The 20196-nt window shown below is 47.3% G+C and carries 17 protein-coding genes; 9 read left to right on the forward strand and 8 right to left on the reverse strand.

The window, feature by feature from the left end:
* Positions 1–32: 32 nt before the first annotated feature.
* Together crp and GVI43_RS11395 are read left to right on the forward strand one after the other, a co-directional pair.
* Positions 33–665 carry a cAMP-activated global transcriptional regulator CRP gene (gene crp / locus GVI43_RS11390; protein WP_027273485.1) on the forward strand — a complete coding sequence of 211 codons (633 nt, stop codon included), beginning with the start codon at positions 33–35 and terminating at the stop codon, positions 663–665.
* Between the two features lie 59 nt (positions 666–724).
* Positions 725–2800, forward strand: coding sequence for a YccS/YhfK family putative transporter (locus GVI43_RS11395; protein WP_159566985.1), 2076 nt, complete (start codon positions 725–727; stop codon positions 2798–2800).
* 63 nt (positions 2801–2863) lie between these two features.
* Here GVI43_RS11395 and argD read toward each other — a convergent pair whose 3' ends face one another.
* Positions 2864–4087 (reverse strand): bifunctional acetylornithine/succinyldiaminopimelate transaminase, encoded by a 1224-nt coding sequence (argD, locus tag GVI43_RS11400; RefSeq protein ID WP_159566986.1) that lies wholly within the window; start codon positions 4085–4087, stop codon positions 2864–2866.
* 340 nt (positions 4088–4427) lie between these two features.
* On the opposite strand from argD, the gene manD reads away from it, so the two are divergent.
* The 6 genes from manD to GVI43_RS11430 all read left to right on the forward strand — a co-directional run bounded on the left by manD (position 4428) and on the right by GVI43_RS11430 (position 12085).
* Entirely contained in the window at positions 4428–5642 is a 1215-nt protein-coding gene (manD, locus tag GVI43_RS11405) for a D-mannonate dehydratase ManD (protein ID WP_159566987.1), read from the forward strand.
* A gap of 95 nt (positions 5643–5737) precedes the next feature.
* Positions 5738–7069, forward strand: a complete 1332-nt coding sequence (locus GVI43_RS11410) for an MFS transporter (RefSeq protein WP_159566988.1) — start codon at positions 5738–5740, stop codon at positions 7067–7069.
* Positions 7070–7170: 101 nt separating this feature from the next.
* Complete coding sequence (locus GVI43_RS11415; protein ID WP_159566989.1) at positions 7171–8184, forward strand: Zn-dependent oxidoreductase; 1014 nt, start codon at positions 7171–7173, stop codon at positions 8182–8184.
* 75 nt (positions 8185–8259) lie between these two features.
* A complete protein-coding gene (locus tag GVI43_RS11420; protein ID WP_159567067.1) occupies positions 8260–9627 on the forward strand; it encodes an MFS transporter in 1368 nt (455 codons plus the stop codon).
* A gap of 57 nt (positions 9628–9684) precedes the next feature.
* Entirely contained in the window at positions 9685–11166 is a 1482-nt protein-coding gene (locus GVI43_RS11425) for a mannitol dehydrogenase family protein (RefSeq protein ID WP_159566990.1), read from the forward strand.
* A 220-nt stretch (positions 11167–11386) separates the two neighbouring features.
* On the forward strand, positions 11387–12085 hold the full coding sequence (locus GVI43_RS11430) for a GntR family transcriptional regulator (protein WP_159566991.1): 699 nt from the start codon (positions 11387–11389) through the stop codon (positions 12083–12085).
* A gap of 69 nt (positions 12086–12154) precedes the next feature.
* Here the strand turns inward: GVI43_RS11430 and GVI43_RS11435 are convergent, their stop codons facing one another.
* From GVI43_RS11435 to codB, 4 genes are all read right to left on the reverse strand, one after another.
* Positions 12155–13678: a helicase HerA-like C-terminal domain-containing protein gene (locus GVI43_RS11435; RefSeq protein ID WP_425482147.1), complete on the reverse strand. Its 1524-nt coding sequence runs from the start codon at positions 13676–13678 to the stop codon at positions 12155–12157.
* A 43-nt stretch (positions 13679–13721) separates the two neighbouring features.
* Positions 13722–14288, reverse strand: coding sequence for a peptidylprolyl isomerase (locus GVI43_RS11440; RefSeq protein ID WP_159566993.1), 567 nt, complete (start codon positions 14286–14288; stop codon positions 13722–13724).
* 163 nt (positions 14289–14451) lie between these two features.
* Complete coding sequence (locus tag GVI43_RS11445) at positions 14452–15732, reverse strand: cytosine deaminase (RefSeq protein WP_159566994.1); 1281 nt, start codon at positions 15730–15732, stop codon at positions 14452–14454.
* Positions 15722–16972 (reverse strand): cytosine permease, encoded by a 1251-nt coding sequence (gene codB, locus GVI43_RS11450; protein WP_159566995.1) that lies wholly within the window; start codon positions 16970–16972, stop codon positions 15722–15724. Before codB ends, GVI43_RS11445 begins: the two co-directional genes overlap by 11 nt.
* 152 nt (positions 16973–17124) lie before the next feature.
* Here codB and GVI43_RS11455 point away from each other — a divergent pair, with 152 nt between their 5' ends.
* Complete coding sequence (locus GVI43_RS11455; protein WP_159566996.1) at positions 17125–17724, forward strand: dual specificity protein phosphatase family protein; 600 nt, start codon at positions 17125–17127, stop codon at positions 17722–17724.
* Positions 17725–17803: 79 nt separating this feature from the next.
* Here the strand turns inward: GVI43_RS11455 and trpS are convergent, their stop codons facing one another.
* Genes trpS through rpe form a run of 3 tightly spaced genes read right to left on the reverse strand, consistent with a single transcriptional unit; the run spans position 17804 to position 20181 of the window.
* Entirely contained in the window at positions 17804–18808 is a 1005-nt protein-coding gene (trpS, locus tag GVI43_RS11460; RefSeq protein WP_159566997.1) for a tryptophan--tRNA ligase, read from the reverse strand.
* Between the two features lie 9 nt (positions 18809–18817).
* On the reverse strand, positions 18818–19510 hold the full coding sequence (locus tag GVI43_RS11465) for a phosphoglycolate phosphatase (protein WP_159566998.1): 693 nt from the start codon (positions 19508–19510) through the stop codon (positions 18818–18820).
* A complete protein-coding gene (rpe, locus tag GVI43_RS11470) occupies positions 19507–20181 on the reverse strand; it encodes a ribulose-phosphate 3-epimerase (protein ID WP_159566999.1) in 675 nt (224 codons plus the stop codon). Before rpe ends, GVI43_RS11465 begins: the two co-directional genes overlap by 4 nt.
* Between the last annotated feature and the right edge of the window lie 15 nt (positions 20182–20196).

The following is a 20196-nucleotide window of genomic DNA, read 5'->3' on the forward strand; positions in this document are numbered from 1 at the left end:
TTAGGCAGTGATTACAAAGAGGATAACAACAAATGGTTCTCGGCAAACCACAAACAGACCCTACTCTCGAATGGTTTTTATCTCATTGTCATATCCATAAATACCCATCCAAGAGCACACTTATTCACCAAGGTGAAAAAGCAGAAACACTTTACTACATTGTAAAAGGTGCCGTAGCCGTTCTGATTAAAGATGAAGAAGGTAAAGAGATGATTCTCTCCTATCTAAATCAGGGGGATTTCATTGGTGAACTGGGCCTTTTTGAAGAAGGTCAGGAACGAAGCGCGTGGGTAAGAGCAAAAACGGCCTGTGAAGTCGCTGAAATTTCATACAAAAAGTTTCGTCAGCTGATTCAGGTTAACCCGGACATTTTAATGCGGTTATCCGCTCAAATGGCCAGCCGTTTGCAAGTAACGTCAGAAAAAGTCGGCAGTTTGGCCTTCCTTGACGTAACGGGGCGTATCGCACAAACTTTATTGAATCTGGCAAAACAGCCCGATGCAATGACTCACCCAGACGGAATGCAAATCAAAATAACCCGTCAGGAAATCGGACAAATCGTTGGTTGTTCACGTGAAACCGTAGGGCGCATCTTAAAAATGTTAGAAGATCAGAACCTGATCTCAGCACATGGAAAAACTATCGTCGTTTACGGAACGCGTTAAATATCAAATAGAAACGGGCATTGCCACCGGCGTGCCCGTTTTTCCTCTCCGGAAAACGTATGTGGCGACGTGTCATTTATCATCCAGAAGTTAACTATGCTCTGCGACAAACGCTGGTTCTGTGCATACCTATAGCGATAACCTGGTCTTTGGGCGAATTGCGCTTTGGGTTCTTACTTTCACTGGTCCCCGCCTGCTGTAACATTGGTGGCTTAGACACCCCTCATAAACGTTTTTTCAAGCGATTAGCTATCGGCGGCGTGCTGTTTTCCGTCAGCAGTTTATTACTTCAGCAACTGTTGCTCTGGTCGGTTCCATTACCGGTCTGCTTATTAATTTTAGCTTTACTGCTTGGCGTTACCGCCGAAATTAGCCCCCTGCACGGTCGAATGTTACCTGCCGCCATGGTTGCTGCCATCTTTACTCTCAGTCTGGTTGGCTCATATCCTATATGGTATGCACCCGCTATCTATGTCATCGGGACTATCTGGTATGGAATATTTACCTATGTCTGGTTCAGACTCTGGCAAGAACAGCCAATGCGGGAATCTTTAAGCCTGTTATACCGACAGCTGGCCGACTACTTAGAAGATAAATACAGCCTGCTGACCCAACATACCGATCCTGAAACCGCTCTCCCGCCGCTGCTTAAACGACAGCAGCAGGTGATGGACACAATTACGCAGGTCTATCAGCAAATTTATATGATTACCGACCTGAAGCATCCGCGGCATAAACGTCTGATGCAGGCATTTCAGGTAGCGTTAGATCTGCAGGAACACATTACGGTAAGCCTCCATTTGCCGGATGAAGTTCAAAAGCTGGTGGAAGAGAGCCATGCTGAAGCCGTTATCCGCTTTAACGCCAAAATTATCAGCTCAAGGCTGCGGATACTGGCCAATAATATTCTCTACCACCGCCAGCCAACGCCATTCAATATGGATAATGAGCTATCGGCATTGGCCAAAATAGCTCACCAGCACCCGGATAATCCGGTCGGCGCATTCTGCTACTACCATTTTGGACGTATTGCCCACCTGCTCAGCAGTCAATCGCCGTTATATGTTCGCTCTCTGATGCAGGGTCAAAGCATCCTCCCGTTCTGGAGGGCGCTGAAAAGTTACTGTTCTCTCAAATCGGTAGGCCTGAGAAATGCCGCCCGGTTAGGGCTCACGCTGGCCGCAGGCAGCGGCATCGGAACCATGCTTAACTTACCCAAGCCTTACTGGATCTTGCTCACTATCATGCTGGTTAGCCAGAACGGCTATAATGCCACCCGCATAAGAATTCAACACCGTGCGCTAGGTACAATGTTTGGAATCGTTGCCGGAGCTGGAATTCTTCAACTGCGCTACCCGCAAAACACCATGCTGCTGGTCATGCTGGCGATAACGCTCTGCTCTTACTTAACTGTGCGTAAAAATTATGGTATTGCGGTCATCGGCTTCACCATCACTGCGGTGTATACCCTGCAGATCATTGCGCTCAGCGGCATGGATATTTTATTGCCGCGCCTGATTGATACCATTATTGGCTGTATTCTGGTCTTTGCCAGCACCATTTGGCTGTGGCCTCAGTGGCAAAGCGGCCTACTACGGCAAAATGCCCATAATGCGCTGGAGAGTTACCAGCAGCATTTACGTCTGATGTTTAGCATGACGGATAACGCGCCAGAACTCTCCTACGCCCGCATGAAGGTGAGTCAGGCCCACAATACGCTGTTCACTTCGCTTAATCAGGCGATGCAAGAGCCGGGATTCAATACCCGCTACTTAACCGATATGCGCCTGTGGATTACCCACAGCCAGTTTCTGGTGGAACATTTAAACGGTATGACCGTCATCGCCAGAGACCAGTATGTATTAGTCCCTGAATTATCGAATGATTATCTGAACGCCTGTGAAATCGCGATTCAGATTTGCCAACAGCGACTGGAGTACGACGGACCAAGCAGTGACACCAGCATGCTCACGCTGGTTGAACCCAATGATGATTTACCAGAAACGTTGATGGAGAGACATATTGAACGGATACTTGCACACCTGAAAGCAATGCATACCATATCCTCACTGGCCTGGCAGCAACGGCCACATCATGGGATCTGGCTGAAACGAAAATTGAGGGGCGGCGTTTAGAGGCTAAGCCGCCACCCTATCGTGGTAAAACAAACGGATGGCGGCCAGAATGGGCAATGGCTATCAGCTTGGTTTCTCAACCATTGCCTTAACCGCTTTTTCAAACCGCTGCATACCCGATACTAGCTCTTCAGCCGTAATGACCAATGAAGGAGCAAACCGAATAACGTCAGGGCCCGCATTCAATACCATCAACCCTTGCTCAACCGCTGCCGCCAAAAATTCTCTGGCTTTGCCCTGAAATTTAGGCTGTAGCTGAGCACCGATCAATAGCCCCAATCCACGCACGTCTGAAAACGCCTGATACTTCTGATTAATGGCGTCTAACTGAGCAACAATATACTGATGGCGCTGCCGTACGCCCGACAATACTTCCGGCGTATTAATCACATCAAACGCCGCTTCAGCCACGGCACAGGCTAACGGATTGCCGCCATACGTGGTGCCATGCACGCCCGGCTCCATCACATCGGCAATCTCATTGGTCGTTAGCATCGCACTGATCGGAAAACCTCCGCCCAGCGCTTTAGCCGAGGTTAAAATATCCGGCGTTATGCCATATTGCATATAAGTGAACAAGGAACCGGTCCGGCCCATTCCTGACTGGACTTCATCAAATACCAGCAAAGCCCGATGCTTATCGCATAATTCACGTACACCGCGTAAGAAATCTGCATCAACGGCCGTAATTCCGCCTTCACCCTGAACCGGTTCAAGCACCACCGCGCAGGTGCGATCGTCGATAACCGCTTTCACTGCCGCTAAATCATTAAAAGGCACGTGCACAATATCAGCCGGTTTTGGGCCAAAGCCGTCTGAGTATTTAGGCTGCCCTCCAACAGACACGGTAAACAGCGTACGCCCGTGGAAGGCATTATTAAACGCAATAATCTTTGTTTTATCAGGGTGGTAGCGCTGAATAGCATAACGACGAGCCAGCTTAAATGCAGCTTCATTGGCTTCTGCACCGGAATTGGCAAAAAAGATTCTGTCTGCAAAAGTGGCATCGATCAACTTTTGAGCCAGACGTAAGGCGGGTTCATTAGTAAATAGATTACTGGTATGCCAAATCATTTCGCCCTGCGCTTTCAAAGCATTAACTAAAGCAGGATGACAGTGTCCTAAAGCGGTAACGGCAATGCCGCCGGAAAAATCAATGAATTCGTTGCCCTGCTGATCCCAAACTCGGCTCCCCTTACCTTTAACCGGAACAAACGCGGCCGGTGCATAAACGGGTAACATTACGTTATCAAACGTTTCACGGTTTACTGACGCGGAACTACTCATATAATCCAGCCCTGTTATTTTTAACTCAATGCAACAACACTAACAAAATTGAATATAAAATCAATTTATACAAATAAAAAATCATTAAATTAATTCTATATTCTAATATTCAATAAATTACAAAATATCTAAATTGAATAATTAACCAGTAAACTCTAATCAATCTTTCATTTTTCCGGTTAAAACCACGCTTTCTGTCAGTGATACCAGTCACATATTGAAGATTTTCCACCTCCATTCACATCGTACATACTTGTATGGTAGTCAATCTAGACGTATCTTGAGCCAACTTTTCGACGCAATTAGATTTAAAAATTACCCCCTTCAGGATGGATGCACTATGAAAATCGTAAAGGCTGAAGTATTTGTTACATGTCCGGGACGTAACTTCGTTACCGTCAAAATAACCACCGATGAAGGCGTATATGGTGTTGGTGACGCTACGTTAAACGGCCGTGAGCTGTCCGTTGCTTCTTATCTAAAAGATCACCTCTGCCCGCAACTGATTGGTCGTGATGCCCATCAGATTGAAGATATCTGGCAATTCTTCTACAAAGGCGCTTATTGGCGTCGTGGTCCGGTCACCATGTCGGCCATTTCAGCTATTGATATGGCCCTATGGGATATCAAAGGCAAAGCGGCCAATATGCCGGTTTATCAGCTATTGGGCGGCGCATCCCGCACCGGCGTTATGGTCTACTGCCATACAACTGGCCGTACTATTGATGAAGTGCTTGAAGATTACGCAAAACACAAAGAGATGGGCTTTAAGGCCATTCGCGTTCAGTGCGGCGTACCGGGTATGAAAACCACTTACGGACTAAGCAAAGGTAAAAATCTAGCTTATGAACCGGCAACTAAGGGCCATCATCCCGAAGAGCAACTGTGGTCAACTGAAAAGTATTTAGACTTCACGCCAAAACTGTTTGATGCCGTGCGTAATAAGTTCGGTTTTGACGAACACCTGCTGCATGACATGCACCACCGTTTAACGCCAATCGAAGCGGCCCGCTTTGGTAAAAGCATTGAAGACTATCGCCTGTTCTGGATGGAAGATCCTACGCCGGCAGAAAACCAAGAATGCTTCCGCTTAATTCGCCAGCATACCGTGACGCCAATAGCCGTTGGTGAAGTATTTAACAGTATCTGGGACTGTAAGCAACTGATTGAAGAGCAGTTAATCGACTATATCCGCACCACCATTACCCATGCAGGTGGTATCACCCACATGCGTCGTATCGCTGACTTTGCCGCAATGTATCAGGTTCGTACCGGTTCTCACGGTCCTTCCGATCTATCGCCTATCTGTCACGCAGCGGCCCTGCATTTCGACCTTTGGGTGCCTAACTTCGGCGTTCAGGAATACATGGGCTACTCCGAAAAAATGCTGGAAGTCTTCCCGCACAACTGGACCTTCAACGATGGCTATATGCATCCGAGCGATAAACCAGGTCTGGGTATCGATTTTGACGAAAAACTGGCTGCCAAATATCCGTACGAACCAGCCTACCTTCCGGTAGCTCGTCTGGAAGATGGCACGCTCTGGAACTGGTAATCGATCGGCGCAAAGTCTTTCTATCATAGCCTGTAATGAAGCGCTCGCTTCATTACAGGCGAAATCAACGTGATAAAAATAAGAAGGCGTTAAATATGGCGAATCATTCTGAATTAGAAAACAACACACCGGTCATTAAACGTGTTGCTACAGCCTCAGCCATTGGCACTGCGGCTGAATATTATGATTTTTTTGCCTACGGAACAGCCGCTGTACTGTTTTTTGGCCATCTATTTTTTCCAAGCACAGACCCCTTAATTAGTACCCTAGCGGCATTTGCTACCTATGCCGTTGGTTTCTTAGCCAGACCGTTAGGCGGCATTGTTTTTGGCCATATCGGTGACAAAGTTGGCCGTAAAAAAGCATTAGTTATTACTATTCTCATCGTTGGCTTAGGCACATTCTGTATTGGTCTGCTGCCAACCTATGAAAAAATTGGCATATGGGCGCCAATCTTGCTGATCCTAATCCGTATTTTGCAAGGCTTTGGCGTCGGTGGCGAACAGGCTGGCGCAGTCCTGATGACCGCAGAATACTCACAGCCCAAGCGCCGTGGATTCTATGCCAGTTGGGTACAAATCGGAGCCCCTGTCGGCTTCCTGTTGCCACTGGCGCTATTTGCCGCACTGAATGCAACGCTCTCACCGGAGCAAATGATGGACTGGGGATGGCGGGTTCCATTCCTATTGAGCTTACTGTTAGTCATCGTCGGGCTGTTTATCCGCCTGCGCATTGATGAATCACCCGTGTTTGCACAAATTCGTGAAACCAAGGCTGCAGAATCCCGCCCGGTAATTGAGGTTATACGAGATTTCCCAGCCATTGTTGTAAAAGGCGTTTGCGCGAAATTAGTAGAAGCCTGCACCTTCGCGATGTTCACCGTTATTGTTCTGGCCTACGCTAAAGCCAACCATCTCAATGAAACCTTGCTGATGGAAACCATGATTATTGCCATCATCCTTGAGATCATGATCATTCCGGTAATGGGGCATTTATCCGATAAGTTTGGCCGAAAACCTATCTATATCACCGGTGCCATCCTACAAGTCATCATGATCGTTCCATTCTTTATGGCGATTAACCAAGACACATTCTGGCTAACCCAGTTGGCGATGATTATGGTTCTGACGTTTGGTCATAGTATGTGCTATGCCCCGCAGGCCTCATTCTTCCCTGAGCTATTTCCAACCCATATCCGCTGTAGCGGAATTGCCCTGATTTGGCAGATTGGATCCCTCATTGGTAGCGGAGTGCTCGGTCTGGTTGCAATAAAAATTCTGCAAATGACCGGAGGGCATTATTACGGCCTTGCCGGCTATGTAATTGTTTTAGGGGTTATTTCTGTTATCGGCCTAATGCTGATGCCTGAAAGTGCGCCACAAAAAATCGGAAAAGAGCTCCACTCGTGGGGAAAATCGCAATCCTAAAGTAATGGGCTAGCGGTGCCGATATGTAATAAACCTTCCGCTATATCAAAACCACTCCACTGGCGATATAGCGAAAGGTCCACAAATTGAAGGAGAGAGTGATGAAAAGCGTTGTAATCGAAGAACCGGGCAAGCTAGTCATGCAAGAACGGGATATACCTGAGCCAGCAAAAGGCGAAGTTAGAGTAAAGGTAAAACTGGCGGGTATTTGTGGCTCTGACAGCCATATTTATCACGGTAAAAACCCGTTCGCCAAGTATCCGCGCGTTATCGGCCATGAGTTCTTTGGCATTATTGATGCCGTTGGTAATGGCGTAGATGCCTCGCGTATTGGTCAGCGCGTCGCTGTAGATCCGGTTGTCAGCTGCGGCCATTGCTACCCATGTTCAGTAGGACGCCCGAATGTTTGTAGTGAACTACAGGTAATCGGCGTGCATCGGGACGGCGGATTCAGCCAATATGCCTGCGCACCGGAGCAAAATGCTTACCTTGTTCCTGACTCAATCAGCGATGAATTCGCAACCACTATCGAACCGTTTACGATTGCAGCGAACATCCTTTCTCACCTGAAGCCTACGGCTCAGGATATCGCCTTAGTGTATGGTGCTGGCCCAATGGGCATCACCGTAATTCAGGCGCTAAAAGGGGTTTATGGCGTTAAACAAATTATCATTGTTGACCGCATCCCTGAAAGACTGACCATGGCAAAAGAGTGCGGTGCCGATTTAGCGATTGATAACAGTAATCTATCGCTAGTTGATGAACTGCAAAAACTGGGGATCCGCCCGACGGTTATCGTTGACGGAGCATGCCATCCAACCATTTTACAAGAAGCCATTACCATCGCATCCCCTGCGGCGCGTATCGGCCTAATGGGCTTCTCCAGCGATCCTTGCACTATTACTCAACAAGGTATCACTAGCAAAGAGCTTTCGATCTTCTCGTCACGTCTAAACAGTAAACGTTTTCCGATGGTGATCGAGTGGATGGCTGAGAAAAAGATTAATCCGGCGAAGTTTATTACTCACCGTTTTGATTACACACAGGTTATTGATGCATTAGAGGTATTCGAAAAAGACCAAAAACATTGCTGCAAAATTTTACTGAAATTCTAACAAACAATTACGATACCTATAACTTTTCTGTATATATAACAACAAACCCTAGAGAACAGAAATATGAATAAAAACATGGACCTCAAACAAAATAATCCAGAAAGAAGTACTTCTGATTTAGTTAAAGCTGCAGTATCAGGGTGGCTAGGCACCGCCCTAGAATTTATGGACTTCCAGCTCTATTCGCTGGGCGCGGCGTTGGTTTTTCATGAAATATTTTTCCCTGAACAATCAGCGGCTATGGCCCTAATTCTGGCAATGGGTACCTATGGCGCGGGCTATGTTGCTCGTATCGTCGGTGCTTTCTTCTTCGGCAAAATGGGCGACACCATCGGCCGGAAAAAAGTACTCTTTATTACTATCACCATGATGGGCATCTGTACCACGCTAATCGGCGTTCTACCGACCTACGCTCAAATTGGTATCTTTGCACCAATATTGCTGATTACCCTACGTATCATTCAAGGGCTTGGCGCGGGTGCTGAAATCTCCGGCGCGGGAACCATGCTGGCAGAATATGCGCCAAAGGGTAGACGCGGGATTGTCTCTTCTTTAGTTGCCATGGGAACCAACTGTGGAACATTAAGCGCAACGGCAATATGGGCACTCATGTTCTTCCTATTGGATAAACAGCAACTGGTAGATTGGGGCTGGCGTATCCCGTTCTTATCTAGCGTAGTGGTTATGATCTTTGCCGTATGGTTACGAATGAATCTTAAAGAAAGCCCTGTTTTTGAAGCCGCAAAGGAAGCTGCTAAAGGGCATACGCCGGCTGAAAAAGCCGCGGCTAAGGCTCAAAAAGCGCAAGATAATTCACTGATAGCGATGTTTACCAGTAAATCATTCTGGATAGCAACAGGGTTACGCTTTGGGCAGGCCGGTAACTCAGGCTTAATCCAAACCTTCCTCGCAGGTTATTTAGTTCAAGCCTTACTGTTTGAAAAGAAAATTCCAACCGATGCACTGATGATCAGTTCTATCATTGGATTCTTTACCATACCGTTCTTGGGCTGGCTGTCAGACAAAATTGGCCGTCGTATTCCTTATATGATTATGAGCGTCTCAGCAATCGTTTTAGCCTACCCAACTATCTCGATGATTGTTGATAAGAGTAACGACGTCAACACCATCATGGCCTGTATCATCGTTATTCATAACGTTGCTGTATTAGGCCTGTTTGCTCTTGAAAACATTACCATGGCGGAAATCTTCGGTTCACGAAACCGCTTTACCCGAATGGCTATTTCGAAAGAAACCGGTGGCTTAGTCGCGGTGGGATTTGGTCCAGTATTAGCAGGTATCTTCTGCAATATGACTCAATCCTGGTGGCCGATTGTTGTTATGCTAATTACTTATTCAGTTATTGGCTTAATTTCGGCAATATGCATGCCAGAAGTGAAAGATCGTGATTTAACTGACCCAAGAGATGCGGCAGAAGTTTAGTCATATACAAGATCTAATGCCCAATGCCGTTACCAATGTAAATGGTTGATAAATTAAATGAAATTATCCAGTAAGACGTTATCAAATCTTCCGACAGGTATCATTGTTCCATCTTATGATAGAACGAAGATTAAAACTCGGATCGTACACTTAGGCTTTGGCGCGTTCCACCGCGCCCATCAGGCAGTCTATGCGGACCAGTTGGCCTCGCAGTTCGACAGTGACTGGGGTTTTTGTGAAGTTAACCTGATTGGTGGTGAGCAGCAAATTGCCGACCTTAACGCACAGGACAATCTGTATTCAGTTGCCGAAATGGCTTCTGAGGGCTGGTCAGGCCGCGTTATTGGCGTCATTTGCCGGGCAATTCACGCTGAAGTTGAAGGTATCGATACGGTACTTGAAGCGATGGCTGAGCCACAGGTGGCCATTGTCTCAATCACGATTACTGAGAAAGGCTACTGCTATCAGCCTGCTACAGGAAAACTGATTCAAGACCACCCACTGATTCAGCATGATACGACTAACCCGAGGGTGCCAAAATCGGCTCCGGGCGTCATCGTTGAAGCGCTGCGTTTACGCCGTGAGCGCCAGCTACCAGCCTTTACCGTCATGTCATGCGACAATATGCCGGAAAATGGCCACGTAACCCGCAACGTTATTTTAGGGTTAGCCAAGCTGCAGGACGAGAAACTCGCGGAATGGATCGAAGCTAACGTTAGCTTCCCTTCAACCATGGTCGATCGTATCGTTCCTGCCGTCACGCCGGAAACCTTAGAAAAGATCGCGCAGCAACTGGGTGGGATCAACGATCCGGCCGGCGTTGCCTGTGAACCATTCCGTCAGTGGGTGATTGAAGATAACTTTGTTAACGGTCGCCCTGAGTGGGAAAAAGTCGGTGCTGAGCTGGTACAGGACGTACTGCCGTTTGAAGAGATGAAGCTGCGAATGCTAAACGGCAGCCACTCATTCTTGGCTTATCTTGGCTATCTGGCAGGCTATCAGCATATTAATGACTGTATGCAGGATGATAACTATGCGGCCGCGGCCCGTCATCTGATGCTGAATGAACAGGCTCCTACTCTAAGAACCCAAGGCGTGGACCTAGTTGCCTATGCTGATTCACTACTTAACCGCTATCGCAATACGGCCCTGAAGCACCGCACATGGCAAATCGCCATGGACGGTACGCAGAAACTGCCACAGCGTATGCTGGATTCAGTTCGCTATCATCTGGCCAACAACGGCAACTTCGACTGTCTGGCTCTGGGCATCGCTGCTTGGATCCGCTACGTCGGAGGAGTTGATGAGCAAGGTCTGGCAATTGAAGTCAGCGATCCGCTGCTTGCCCAACTTCAAGCGCTGGTTAGCGGAAGCCAAGAAGGTTCTGCGCGCGTTAAAGCTCTGCTGTCGCTGGAAGTTGTATTTGGTAACGAGTTACCACAAAATCCTAAATTTGTGGCTGCAGTAACTGAAGCCTATGAGCATTTGCTTAAATTCGGAGCCAAAGAATCAGTAGCGAAGTTAGCTCAACGATTCTAGTTTGGAACTTCAGAAAATAACTAGCGCATAAGGCACCTTCGGGTGCCTTTATTTTCAGTGAATGGAACCGCTAAGCTGAAAACCACAAATTAAACTGACATTTGAATGATTAATTTCATTAAATAGTGATAATCTTGCAGAATTAATTTAGCGAAGCGCCAGCTAAATACCTTTATAATGCAAGAAATTGCTAATAACGATAAGAGTATTGTTAAGTCTAATGACCATTGTCTACCCATTCACCAACAATGAACCGGTTAATCAACAGATTTACCGTTTATTAAGACAGGAAATCGTCGACTGTACGATCCGCCCGGGAACTTTGTTGTCAGAAAAAGAGATATCAACCCGCTTTAACGTCTCCCGACAGCCCGTCAGAGAGGCTTTTATCAAACTATCTGAAACGGGTTTAGTACAGATCCTGCCTCAGCGCGGTACCTTCGTTATGAAGATATCGGCTAAACGGGTAGCCGATGGCCGTTTTATTCGCGAAGCGGTTGAATCGGCGATTATCCGCCGGGTTGCCTCCGTGATTACGGCCGAGCAGCTTATGCAGCTAAAGCATAATCTGCACCGTCAAGAGCTCGCGTCTAACAATAAACGCATCAAAGAGTTTCTGGAACTAGACGACGAGTTTCACCGTTCGTTTACCCAAATCGTCAACTGCCCTATGGCATGGGAAACGATCGAAAGTATTAAAGCCACCATGGACCGCGTGCGCTTTATGAGCCTGGCCGATGTGTCACCGCCAGAAAGTTTGATAGAACAGCATTACCGAATTTATCATGCGTTAGAAAAACACGACCCGGACGCCGCAGAAGAGGCTATCCACCAGCATCTGATTGAGATGGTATCCACACTGACCACCATATCAACCCGCAATACTGACTGGTTTGAACCGGTCGAACAAACCATCTGATGTAATTAGAAAAGGGGGAGCAGCCTTTCGGCTGCCCCCCCTTTTTCACCCATGTCGTTCGGGTTTATTTTACTTCTTACGGCCACCAAGAATACTGCCCAAAATACCGCGGACAATTTGATTCCCCAACTGTCGGGTCATCGATTTAGCCGCAGTCTGAACAAGACCATCTTTCTTACCGCCCCTTGGGCCGGTAGTACCAAACAGAATATCGCTCAGCCCACCAAACAAACCACCGTCGTCTGACTGAGCGGCTGGTTCAGCGGAAGCAGGATGAGATGAACCGTCGGATGAATTTCCCGCCGACGGTGCTGAACCGGTAGCCAGTTTTTCATAAGCAGACTCCCGATCTACCCTATCTTCATAGCGACCGTACAGCGGCGAATGATTAACCAAGCTATTTCGCTCATCGTCAGCTAATGCCCCCATGCGAGAGCAAGGCGCAATAACAAAACCGCGCTCAACCACGTTTGGCCGGCCTTTCTCATCAAGAAAAGAAATTAACGCCTCACCCACGCCCAGCTCGGTAATCGCCTGCTCCGCATTAAATGCCGGATTAGCTCTCATGGTTTCCGCCGCGGCTCTTACCGCTTTTTGATCTCGTGGCGTAAATGCCCGCAGCGCATGCTGAACTCGATTGCCCAATTGCCCCAACACGCTGTCAGGAATATCCAGAGGGTTTTGAGTTACAAAGTAGACACCAACCCCTTTGGAACGGATCAAACGAACCACTTGCTCAATTTTCTGTAATAACGCGGCGGGAGCATCGCTAAATAGCAAATGGGCTTCGTCAAAAAAGAACACCACTTTCGGCTTATCCATATCCCCGACTTCTGGCAGGTGTTCAAACAGCTCCGACAATAGCCACAGCAGAAAAATCGCATACAGCTTAGGCTGATTGTATAACTTGTCTGCCGCCAGAATATTGATCATGCCCAGCCCTGAGGCGTCGGTCTTAATAAGGTCAAAGACGTCCAGCATCGGCTCACCAAAGAAGTGTTCCGCACCTTGTTGCTCAAGGGTCAGTAAACCTCGCTGAATAGCTCCGATCGAAGCGCTGGAGATATTACCGTACTCCGTCTGGAACTGCTTCGCGTTATCACCGACAAACTGCACCATAGAGCGCAAGTCTTTCATGTCGAGCAGCAACAGCCCTTTATCATCAGCAATTTTAAAAACTAGCTGTAAAACGCCAGACTGCACATCGTTAAGATTCAGCAGGCGGCCTAACAGAATTGGCCCCATATCAGAAACGGTGGCGCGAACCGGATGACCTTTCTCACCAAACACATCCCAGAAAACCGTCGGACAAGCGGCAGGATCCCAGTCGGTAACGTTTAACGCTTCCAAGCGAGACTGAAGCTTTGGCGATAATACGCCCGGGGCGGCAATACCGGATAAGTCACCTTTTACATCGGCCATAAAAACGGGCACGCCGATCCGGGAAAAATTTTCTGCCATTCTTTGCAACGTGACGGTTTTTCCGGTTCCCGTTGCTCCGGTAATCAATCCATGACGGTTAGCCAGAGCGGGCAGAATTGCCAGCGCTAAGTCATTACTTTTGGCAATCATTAGGGGTTCAAACATTCGCATTCATCCTATAGGCATCGGCATCAATGCCAACTACAATTCACCGTTACGGTAAAACTTTGGCCGAAATAATCACTATCGGCGTAACCGGCACATCCTGATGTCCGCCAACGGACTGAGTCGGAGCCACCATCATTTTATCGACAACGTCCATACCTTTAACCACTTTACCGAATACCGCATAGCCAAAGTTATCCGGGGTATTATCCAGAAAATCATTATCTACTACGTTGATGAAAAACTGGCTGGTGGCGCTGTCGACCACGTTAGTGCGGGCCATTGCCACAGAACCTCTTACGTTTTTCAAACCATTCTTTGCTTCATTGGCAATAGGCTCATTCGGTTTCTTTTGGTTCATATCAGCAGTAAAACCACCGCCCTGAGCCATAAAACCCGGGATTACACGGTGAAAAATAGTACCATTATAAAAATCATCGTTGACGTAAGTCAGAAAATTTTTGGTAGAAACCGGCGCTTTTTCATTATCTAATTCAATTTCGATATTGCCTGCAGCAGTCGTCAACAGTACGTGAGCGTTAGCCGCCAGTGCCGCTGGCGCAATCAATACCAGTGAAAACAAAGCTGCCAGAGTCATACAGATACGTTTAAACATAGGTATACACCTTCTTGTTGTTGATAAATCATCAATATAAGTTTCAACAAATTCTAGAGGCTTTAGCCACTATCAGCTACTAATTTATCGTTTTAACTTTATTCCGAATAAACAAAGGGCCTCAATAAAATATTGAAGCCCTTAGCAGCTGGCCGTTTAAACCTTAACGCTTAAAGTTAACCGACTCTTCTTTGTCTAAAAATAAAGTTGTCTGACTTGGCACCGTTTGGGCAATCACGTTTCCGCGACGAATAGAGTAGCGCGCGGCAGTTTGACGACGAACGGCATCGAAGCCATTCTCTGCAGGAAGAATAACCAGATTACCAGTGTTCCCAACGACTAAACCATAATCCTGCAGATTTAGCGTTTTGGCGCTGTGTGTCGTTATCAGGTTCAGACCATCATTAATCTGACCATATCCCATCAGTTGGCAAACGTGCAGCCCCATATGCAGAACCTGCAGCATATTGGCCGTTCCCAACGGATACCAAGGGTCAAACACGTCATCATGACCGAAGCAAACGTTAATATTAGCTTCCAGCATCTCTTTAACCCGCGTAATACCGCGACGTTTAGGATAGGTGTCAAAACGCCCCTGTAAATGAATATTAACTAACGGATTAGCGACAAAGTTAATATGGGACATTTTCAACAGCCTGAACAGGCGAGAAGTATAAGCGCCGTTGTAAGAGTGCATCGCGGTAGTATGGCTGGCGGTTACTCGCGAACCCATACCATCACGGTGCGCCAATGCGGCAACGGTCTCAACAAAACGCGACTGCTCATCGTCAATCTCATCACAGTGAACGTCGATTAAACGGTCGTATTTCTGAGCCAGAGCAAAAGCCTTATGCAACGATTCCACGCCGTATTCACGGGTGAATTCAAAGTGTGGAATAGCGCCAACAACGTCAGCGCCTAAGCGCATCGCTTCTTCCAATAGCTCCACGCCATTAGGATAAGAAAGAATCCCTTCTTGCGGAAAAGCAACTATCTGCACATCAACCCACGGTGCCACATCCTGTTTCACTTCCAGCATGGCTTTAAGCGCCGTTAGCGTTGGGTCAGACACGTCTACGTGAGTACGCACATGCTGAATACCATTGGCCATCTGCCATTTCAACGTCTGCATCGCGCGCTTTTTCACATCATCATGAGTCAGCATGGCTTTGCGTTCGGCCCAACGCTCAATACCTTCAAATAAGGTTCCAGACTGATTCCAGCTAGGTTCACCGGCCGTTTGCGTAGTATCTAAATGGATATGCGGTTCAACAAACGGAGGGATCGCCAGCCCGCCCTTGGCATCAATCACATTGCCAGACGCTGGCGCCGCAGATTGCTGAGGTTCAATCGCTTTAAAAACACCATTCTCAATGCTTATTTGCCATAGCCCTTCGCGGTCTTGCAGGCGAACATCGGTGATAGTTAACGAATTATTCTGCATGGCTAACCTTAGGTAACTGATTAAATTTACGATTAAAAATAGGATTCAGAACCAGATAGCTTAGCACTCCGCCCAACACGGCATTCACCGGAACAATACCCGGTAAATAATGACCGGCAGCGATACCAAGCGCAACGGCCAGAATGGCAATCCAGTTAACTACCATAAATTTTGCATCCGTAAAGCTATTGTAGCGACGACGATTCATCAGATAGTCGGCAATAATAACCCCACCGATAGGCGGAATCGCTGCTGATAAGAAGGTTAGCCAGCCTACGAAGTTATTGTATAACCATAGCGCCGTCAGGGTACCGATCAGACCGTTCATAATGGATAAATTACGGCTGGAAAGCCCGGTAATATTGGCAAAACCCAGACCTGATGCATATAGAGCATTATCGTTAGTAGTCCAGATATTCAGTCCCAGAACAACAATGGCAGGAATTAGCAAACCTTGGGCAATCATCACGTCAGAAATATCCGCCTGCCCTACCGCTGCCGCACCCGCCGCACCGAAGATAAACATCAGCGAGTTACCCAAGAAAAAGGCAATCATCGCAACCAGCACGGCTGCTTTAGCGTTACGCCCAAAGCGCACAAAGTCGGCGGTTAACGTACCTGCACTAACGAAAGAGCCGACAACCAGAGCGACTGCCGTTGAGAAGCTCAGCGGAGCGGTAGGAATAATTTGCCGTAAATGGTCCAACCCACCAACGTCATTAACGGCCAGATAAACAGAGTAGCTCCCCAGAATGGCAATCGCAGGTACGGCGATAACCGATAAAATAGTGAGCGCTGAAATGCCAAAGAAAATGGTCGCCGTCATTAAGATACCGGAGACCATAATCAGCATATTGGTATCCAGACCAGTGGCTTTACTCACCGGTATCGCGAACATGGCAACGCCTACGCCAAACCAGCCGACCTGCGTGCTGCCAAGCAGGAAAGAGGGAAGCCATGAACCTTTAATACCAAATGAATAACGAGCAAGGAGGTGGGTAGAGAGTCCGGTTTTAGCACCGATATAACCGAGGAAAGCTGTATAAATACCGAGGAGGAGATTACCAAAGAACACTGCGAGGAAGAAATCATGAAAATTTAAACCGGTACCGAGCGTACCGCCGGTCCACATACTGGCTGAAAAAAACGTTAATCCCAACATGACAAAAGTCAGTGCAATTACGCCTTTTCGCGCAGCCAGAGGGACGGGCCCCTGACTATAATTGTTATCCTGCGACACAATACCTCCTCATAGTAAATTCGGGCCAAAAAATCGGCCGTATCTTATATACTCTAGCTAATAAAGCAATCGATTTCGTCTTTCGCCAAAGGCCGTAACCTGTCATAGTGATGAAAATTAAGATGATTTTTTTTATAAAAAATGGACGATTAATGAGACTACTCCCTCAATTCTTACCGCGTATGGCAATATTTTTTATTCTTTTTACCTGCGGTTATGCCATGGCAACGTCTGAAACAGGCGTTATTCAGGCAGCTAAACAGGTCTCAAATTCAAGCGTAGATAATTTTTATCAGGTCAGTGATGAGCTCTATCGTTCCGGCCAACCTGGTGCCCCTCAAATGAAAGAACTGGAACAGCGGGGCGTTAAATCTATTCTCAACCTGCGTAATTTCCATACGGACAATAATGAGGCCAAAGGAACTCAGCTAAAGCTTTATCATGTGCCAATGGAAGCCGGGCGATTAACAGAACCGCAGCTTATTTCTGCACTAAGGGTGATGAAATATGCGCCAAAACCGATGGTAGTCCACTGCTGGCACGGCAGCGACAGAACGGGCCTGATGGTGGCAATGTACCGTATGGTTTATCAGGGCTGGCCGAAAGATGCCGCGCTGGCTGAGCTTAAGCAACCGGAGTTCGGCTATCACCAGTGGGCTTATTACAATATTGTTCAGTATATTGATCGAGTTGATATCGACAGTATCCGGGCGCAGATTAACCACCCGGACGACAGTCATTCAGTAAAGTAGCGCGATAATTATATTATTCGGATCACAAAAATGCCGCTTTATCAGCGGCATTTTCTTATAGATAAAATAAAACAGAACCTTATGGCAAAGTCACAAACCCAACGGCTTTATTCACCTTCGCCATGGTCTCTTTAGCTTTAGCGCTGGCTTTAGCAGCACCTTCACGCATAACCTGCTGTAAAAAAGCTTCATCATTGCGGAAATGATGATAACGAGCCTGAAGTTCGGTCAGCATTGCGGCAACGGCGTCGGCCACTTCTGTTTTCAAATGACCATACATTTTGCCTTCAAACTCTTGTTCCAGAGTAGCAATAGACTTACCGGTAACGCCCGACAGAATATCTAACAGATTAGAAACGCCGGCCTTATTGACAACATCGTAACGAATAACCGGCGGCTCATCGGAATCAGTCACCGCCCGTTTCAGCTTTTTAGTCACTGATTTAGGATCTTCTAATAAACCAATGACGTTATTGCGGTTCTCGTCTGACTTAGACATTTTCTTGGTTGGCTCAAGCAGCGACATTACCCGCGCACCGGATTTAGGAATGAATGGCTCAGGTACCGCGAATATATCGCCGTACAGCGCATTAAAGCGTTGTGCAACGTCACGGCTTAATTCGAGGTGCTGCTTCTGGTCTTCACCAACGGGTACCTGCGTGGTTTGATACAGCAGTATATCTGCGGCCATCAGCACCGGATAACCGAACAGGCCTGAATTAATATTTTCCGCATAGCGGGCAGACTTATCTTTAAACTGGGTCATGCGGCTCAGTTCGCCGAAATAGGTGTAACAGTTCAGAACCCAGCCTAACTGCACATGCTCAGGCACATGGGACTGAACAAAAATAGTGCTTTTCTTAGGATCAATACCGCAGGCAAGATACAGCGCAAGGGTATCTAAGGTTGCTTTATGCAGTTTTTCCGGATCCTGGCGAACGGTAATCGCGTGCAGGTCAACAATACAGTAGATGCAATCATACTCATCTTGCATTTGTACCCACTGACGCAGCGCTCCCATATAGTTACCAATGGACAGTTCTCCGGATGGCTGTGCGCCACTAAATACAATGGGTTTACTCATGAGTTATTCCTAATTAATCTTTGAAGTCAGTTGGCCAACAACGGGTAAAATATCGGCAAATGAGGTTAAAACGCGATCGGGCTGGCTCAGTGCAATCGACTCACCGTAGTTATATCCATAAGATAAACCGATAGTCGGGCAACCCGCCGCCTGACCGGCCTGAATGTCATTGCGGGAATCGCCCACAAAAATCAGCTCATTGGCCCTTAACCCTAGCCGCCCTAACACTAAATAAATCGGTGCAGGGTGCGGCTTTCTTTCAGCCACATCATCACCACCGATAATCACACTAAAATAATCGATAATACCAAGGGAGCTCAATAACGGACCGACAAAAGGCGTTGGCTTATTAGTCACTAACGCCATTTTCATTCCTGCACCCGCCAGCTGTTTCAGGGTCGATGCCACCTGAGGATAAAGCTCAGTCCCCGTCTCAAGCATTTCGCTATAGTAACGATCAAACAATATTCTGGCACTGTCTAACTGCTCTTTTGCCGTATCACACCCGGCCCAGTTTAATGCCCGCTTAATCAATACGCTGGCACCGTTTCCAATCCAGTGAGAAACGCGCTCTTGACCGGGTTGTGGTAAACCCAGCGTTTTTAACGTAGCGTCAACTGCACTGGCTAATCCCGGTAAACTATTCACTAAAGTGCCATCAAGATCGAATCCTAGCCCTTTAATTCCGGTGAATATGGTCATTCACTCACCTTAACCAGCTCAGCGCGCATTTCGTCTATCACCGTTTTGTAATCGGGTTGATTGAAAATAGCTGAACCGGCAACGAACATATCCGCACCTGCAGCAGCGATTTCACCAATATTATCAACCTTAACGCCACCATCAACTTCCAGACGAATATTATAACCACCGTCATCGATTAACTTGCGCACCTGACGAAGCTTATCAAGCGTCGAAGGGATAAATGACTGACCGCCAAAACCCGGGTTGACTGACATCAGTAAAATGATATCCAGCTTATCCATGACATAGTCAAGATAGCTTAGCGGCGTGGCAGGGTTAAAAACCAGCCCTGCTTTACAACCGTTCTCTCTGATTAATTGGATAGTGCGATCGACGTGCTCGGAGGCTTCTGGATGAAACGAAATATAGCTGGCTCCCGCCTTGGCAAAATCAGGAACGATACGGTCAACCGGTTTTACCATTAGGTGCACATCGATCGGCGCCGTAATACCATAATCACGTAATGCCTTACACACCATAGGACCAATGGTCAGATTAGGCACATAGTGATTATCCATAACGTCAAAATGTACTACGTCAGCGCCGGCGGCCAGAACGTTCGCGGTATCATCACCTAACCGCGCAAAATCAGCGGAAAGTATCGAAGGAGCTATCAGAAAGTTTTTCATCTGCGTATCCACTCG

It is taken from the genome of Budvicia diplopodorum (assembly GCF_009800925.1).
GTDB classification, from domain to species: Bacteria; Pseudomonadota; Gammaproteobacteria; order Enterobacterales; family Enterobacteriaceae; genus Budvicia; species Budvicia diplopodorum.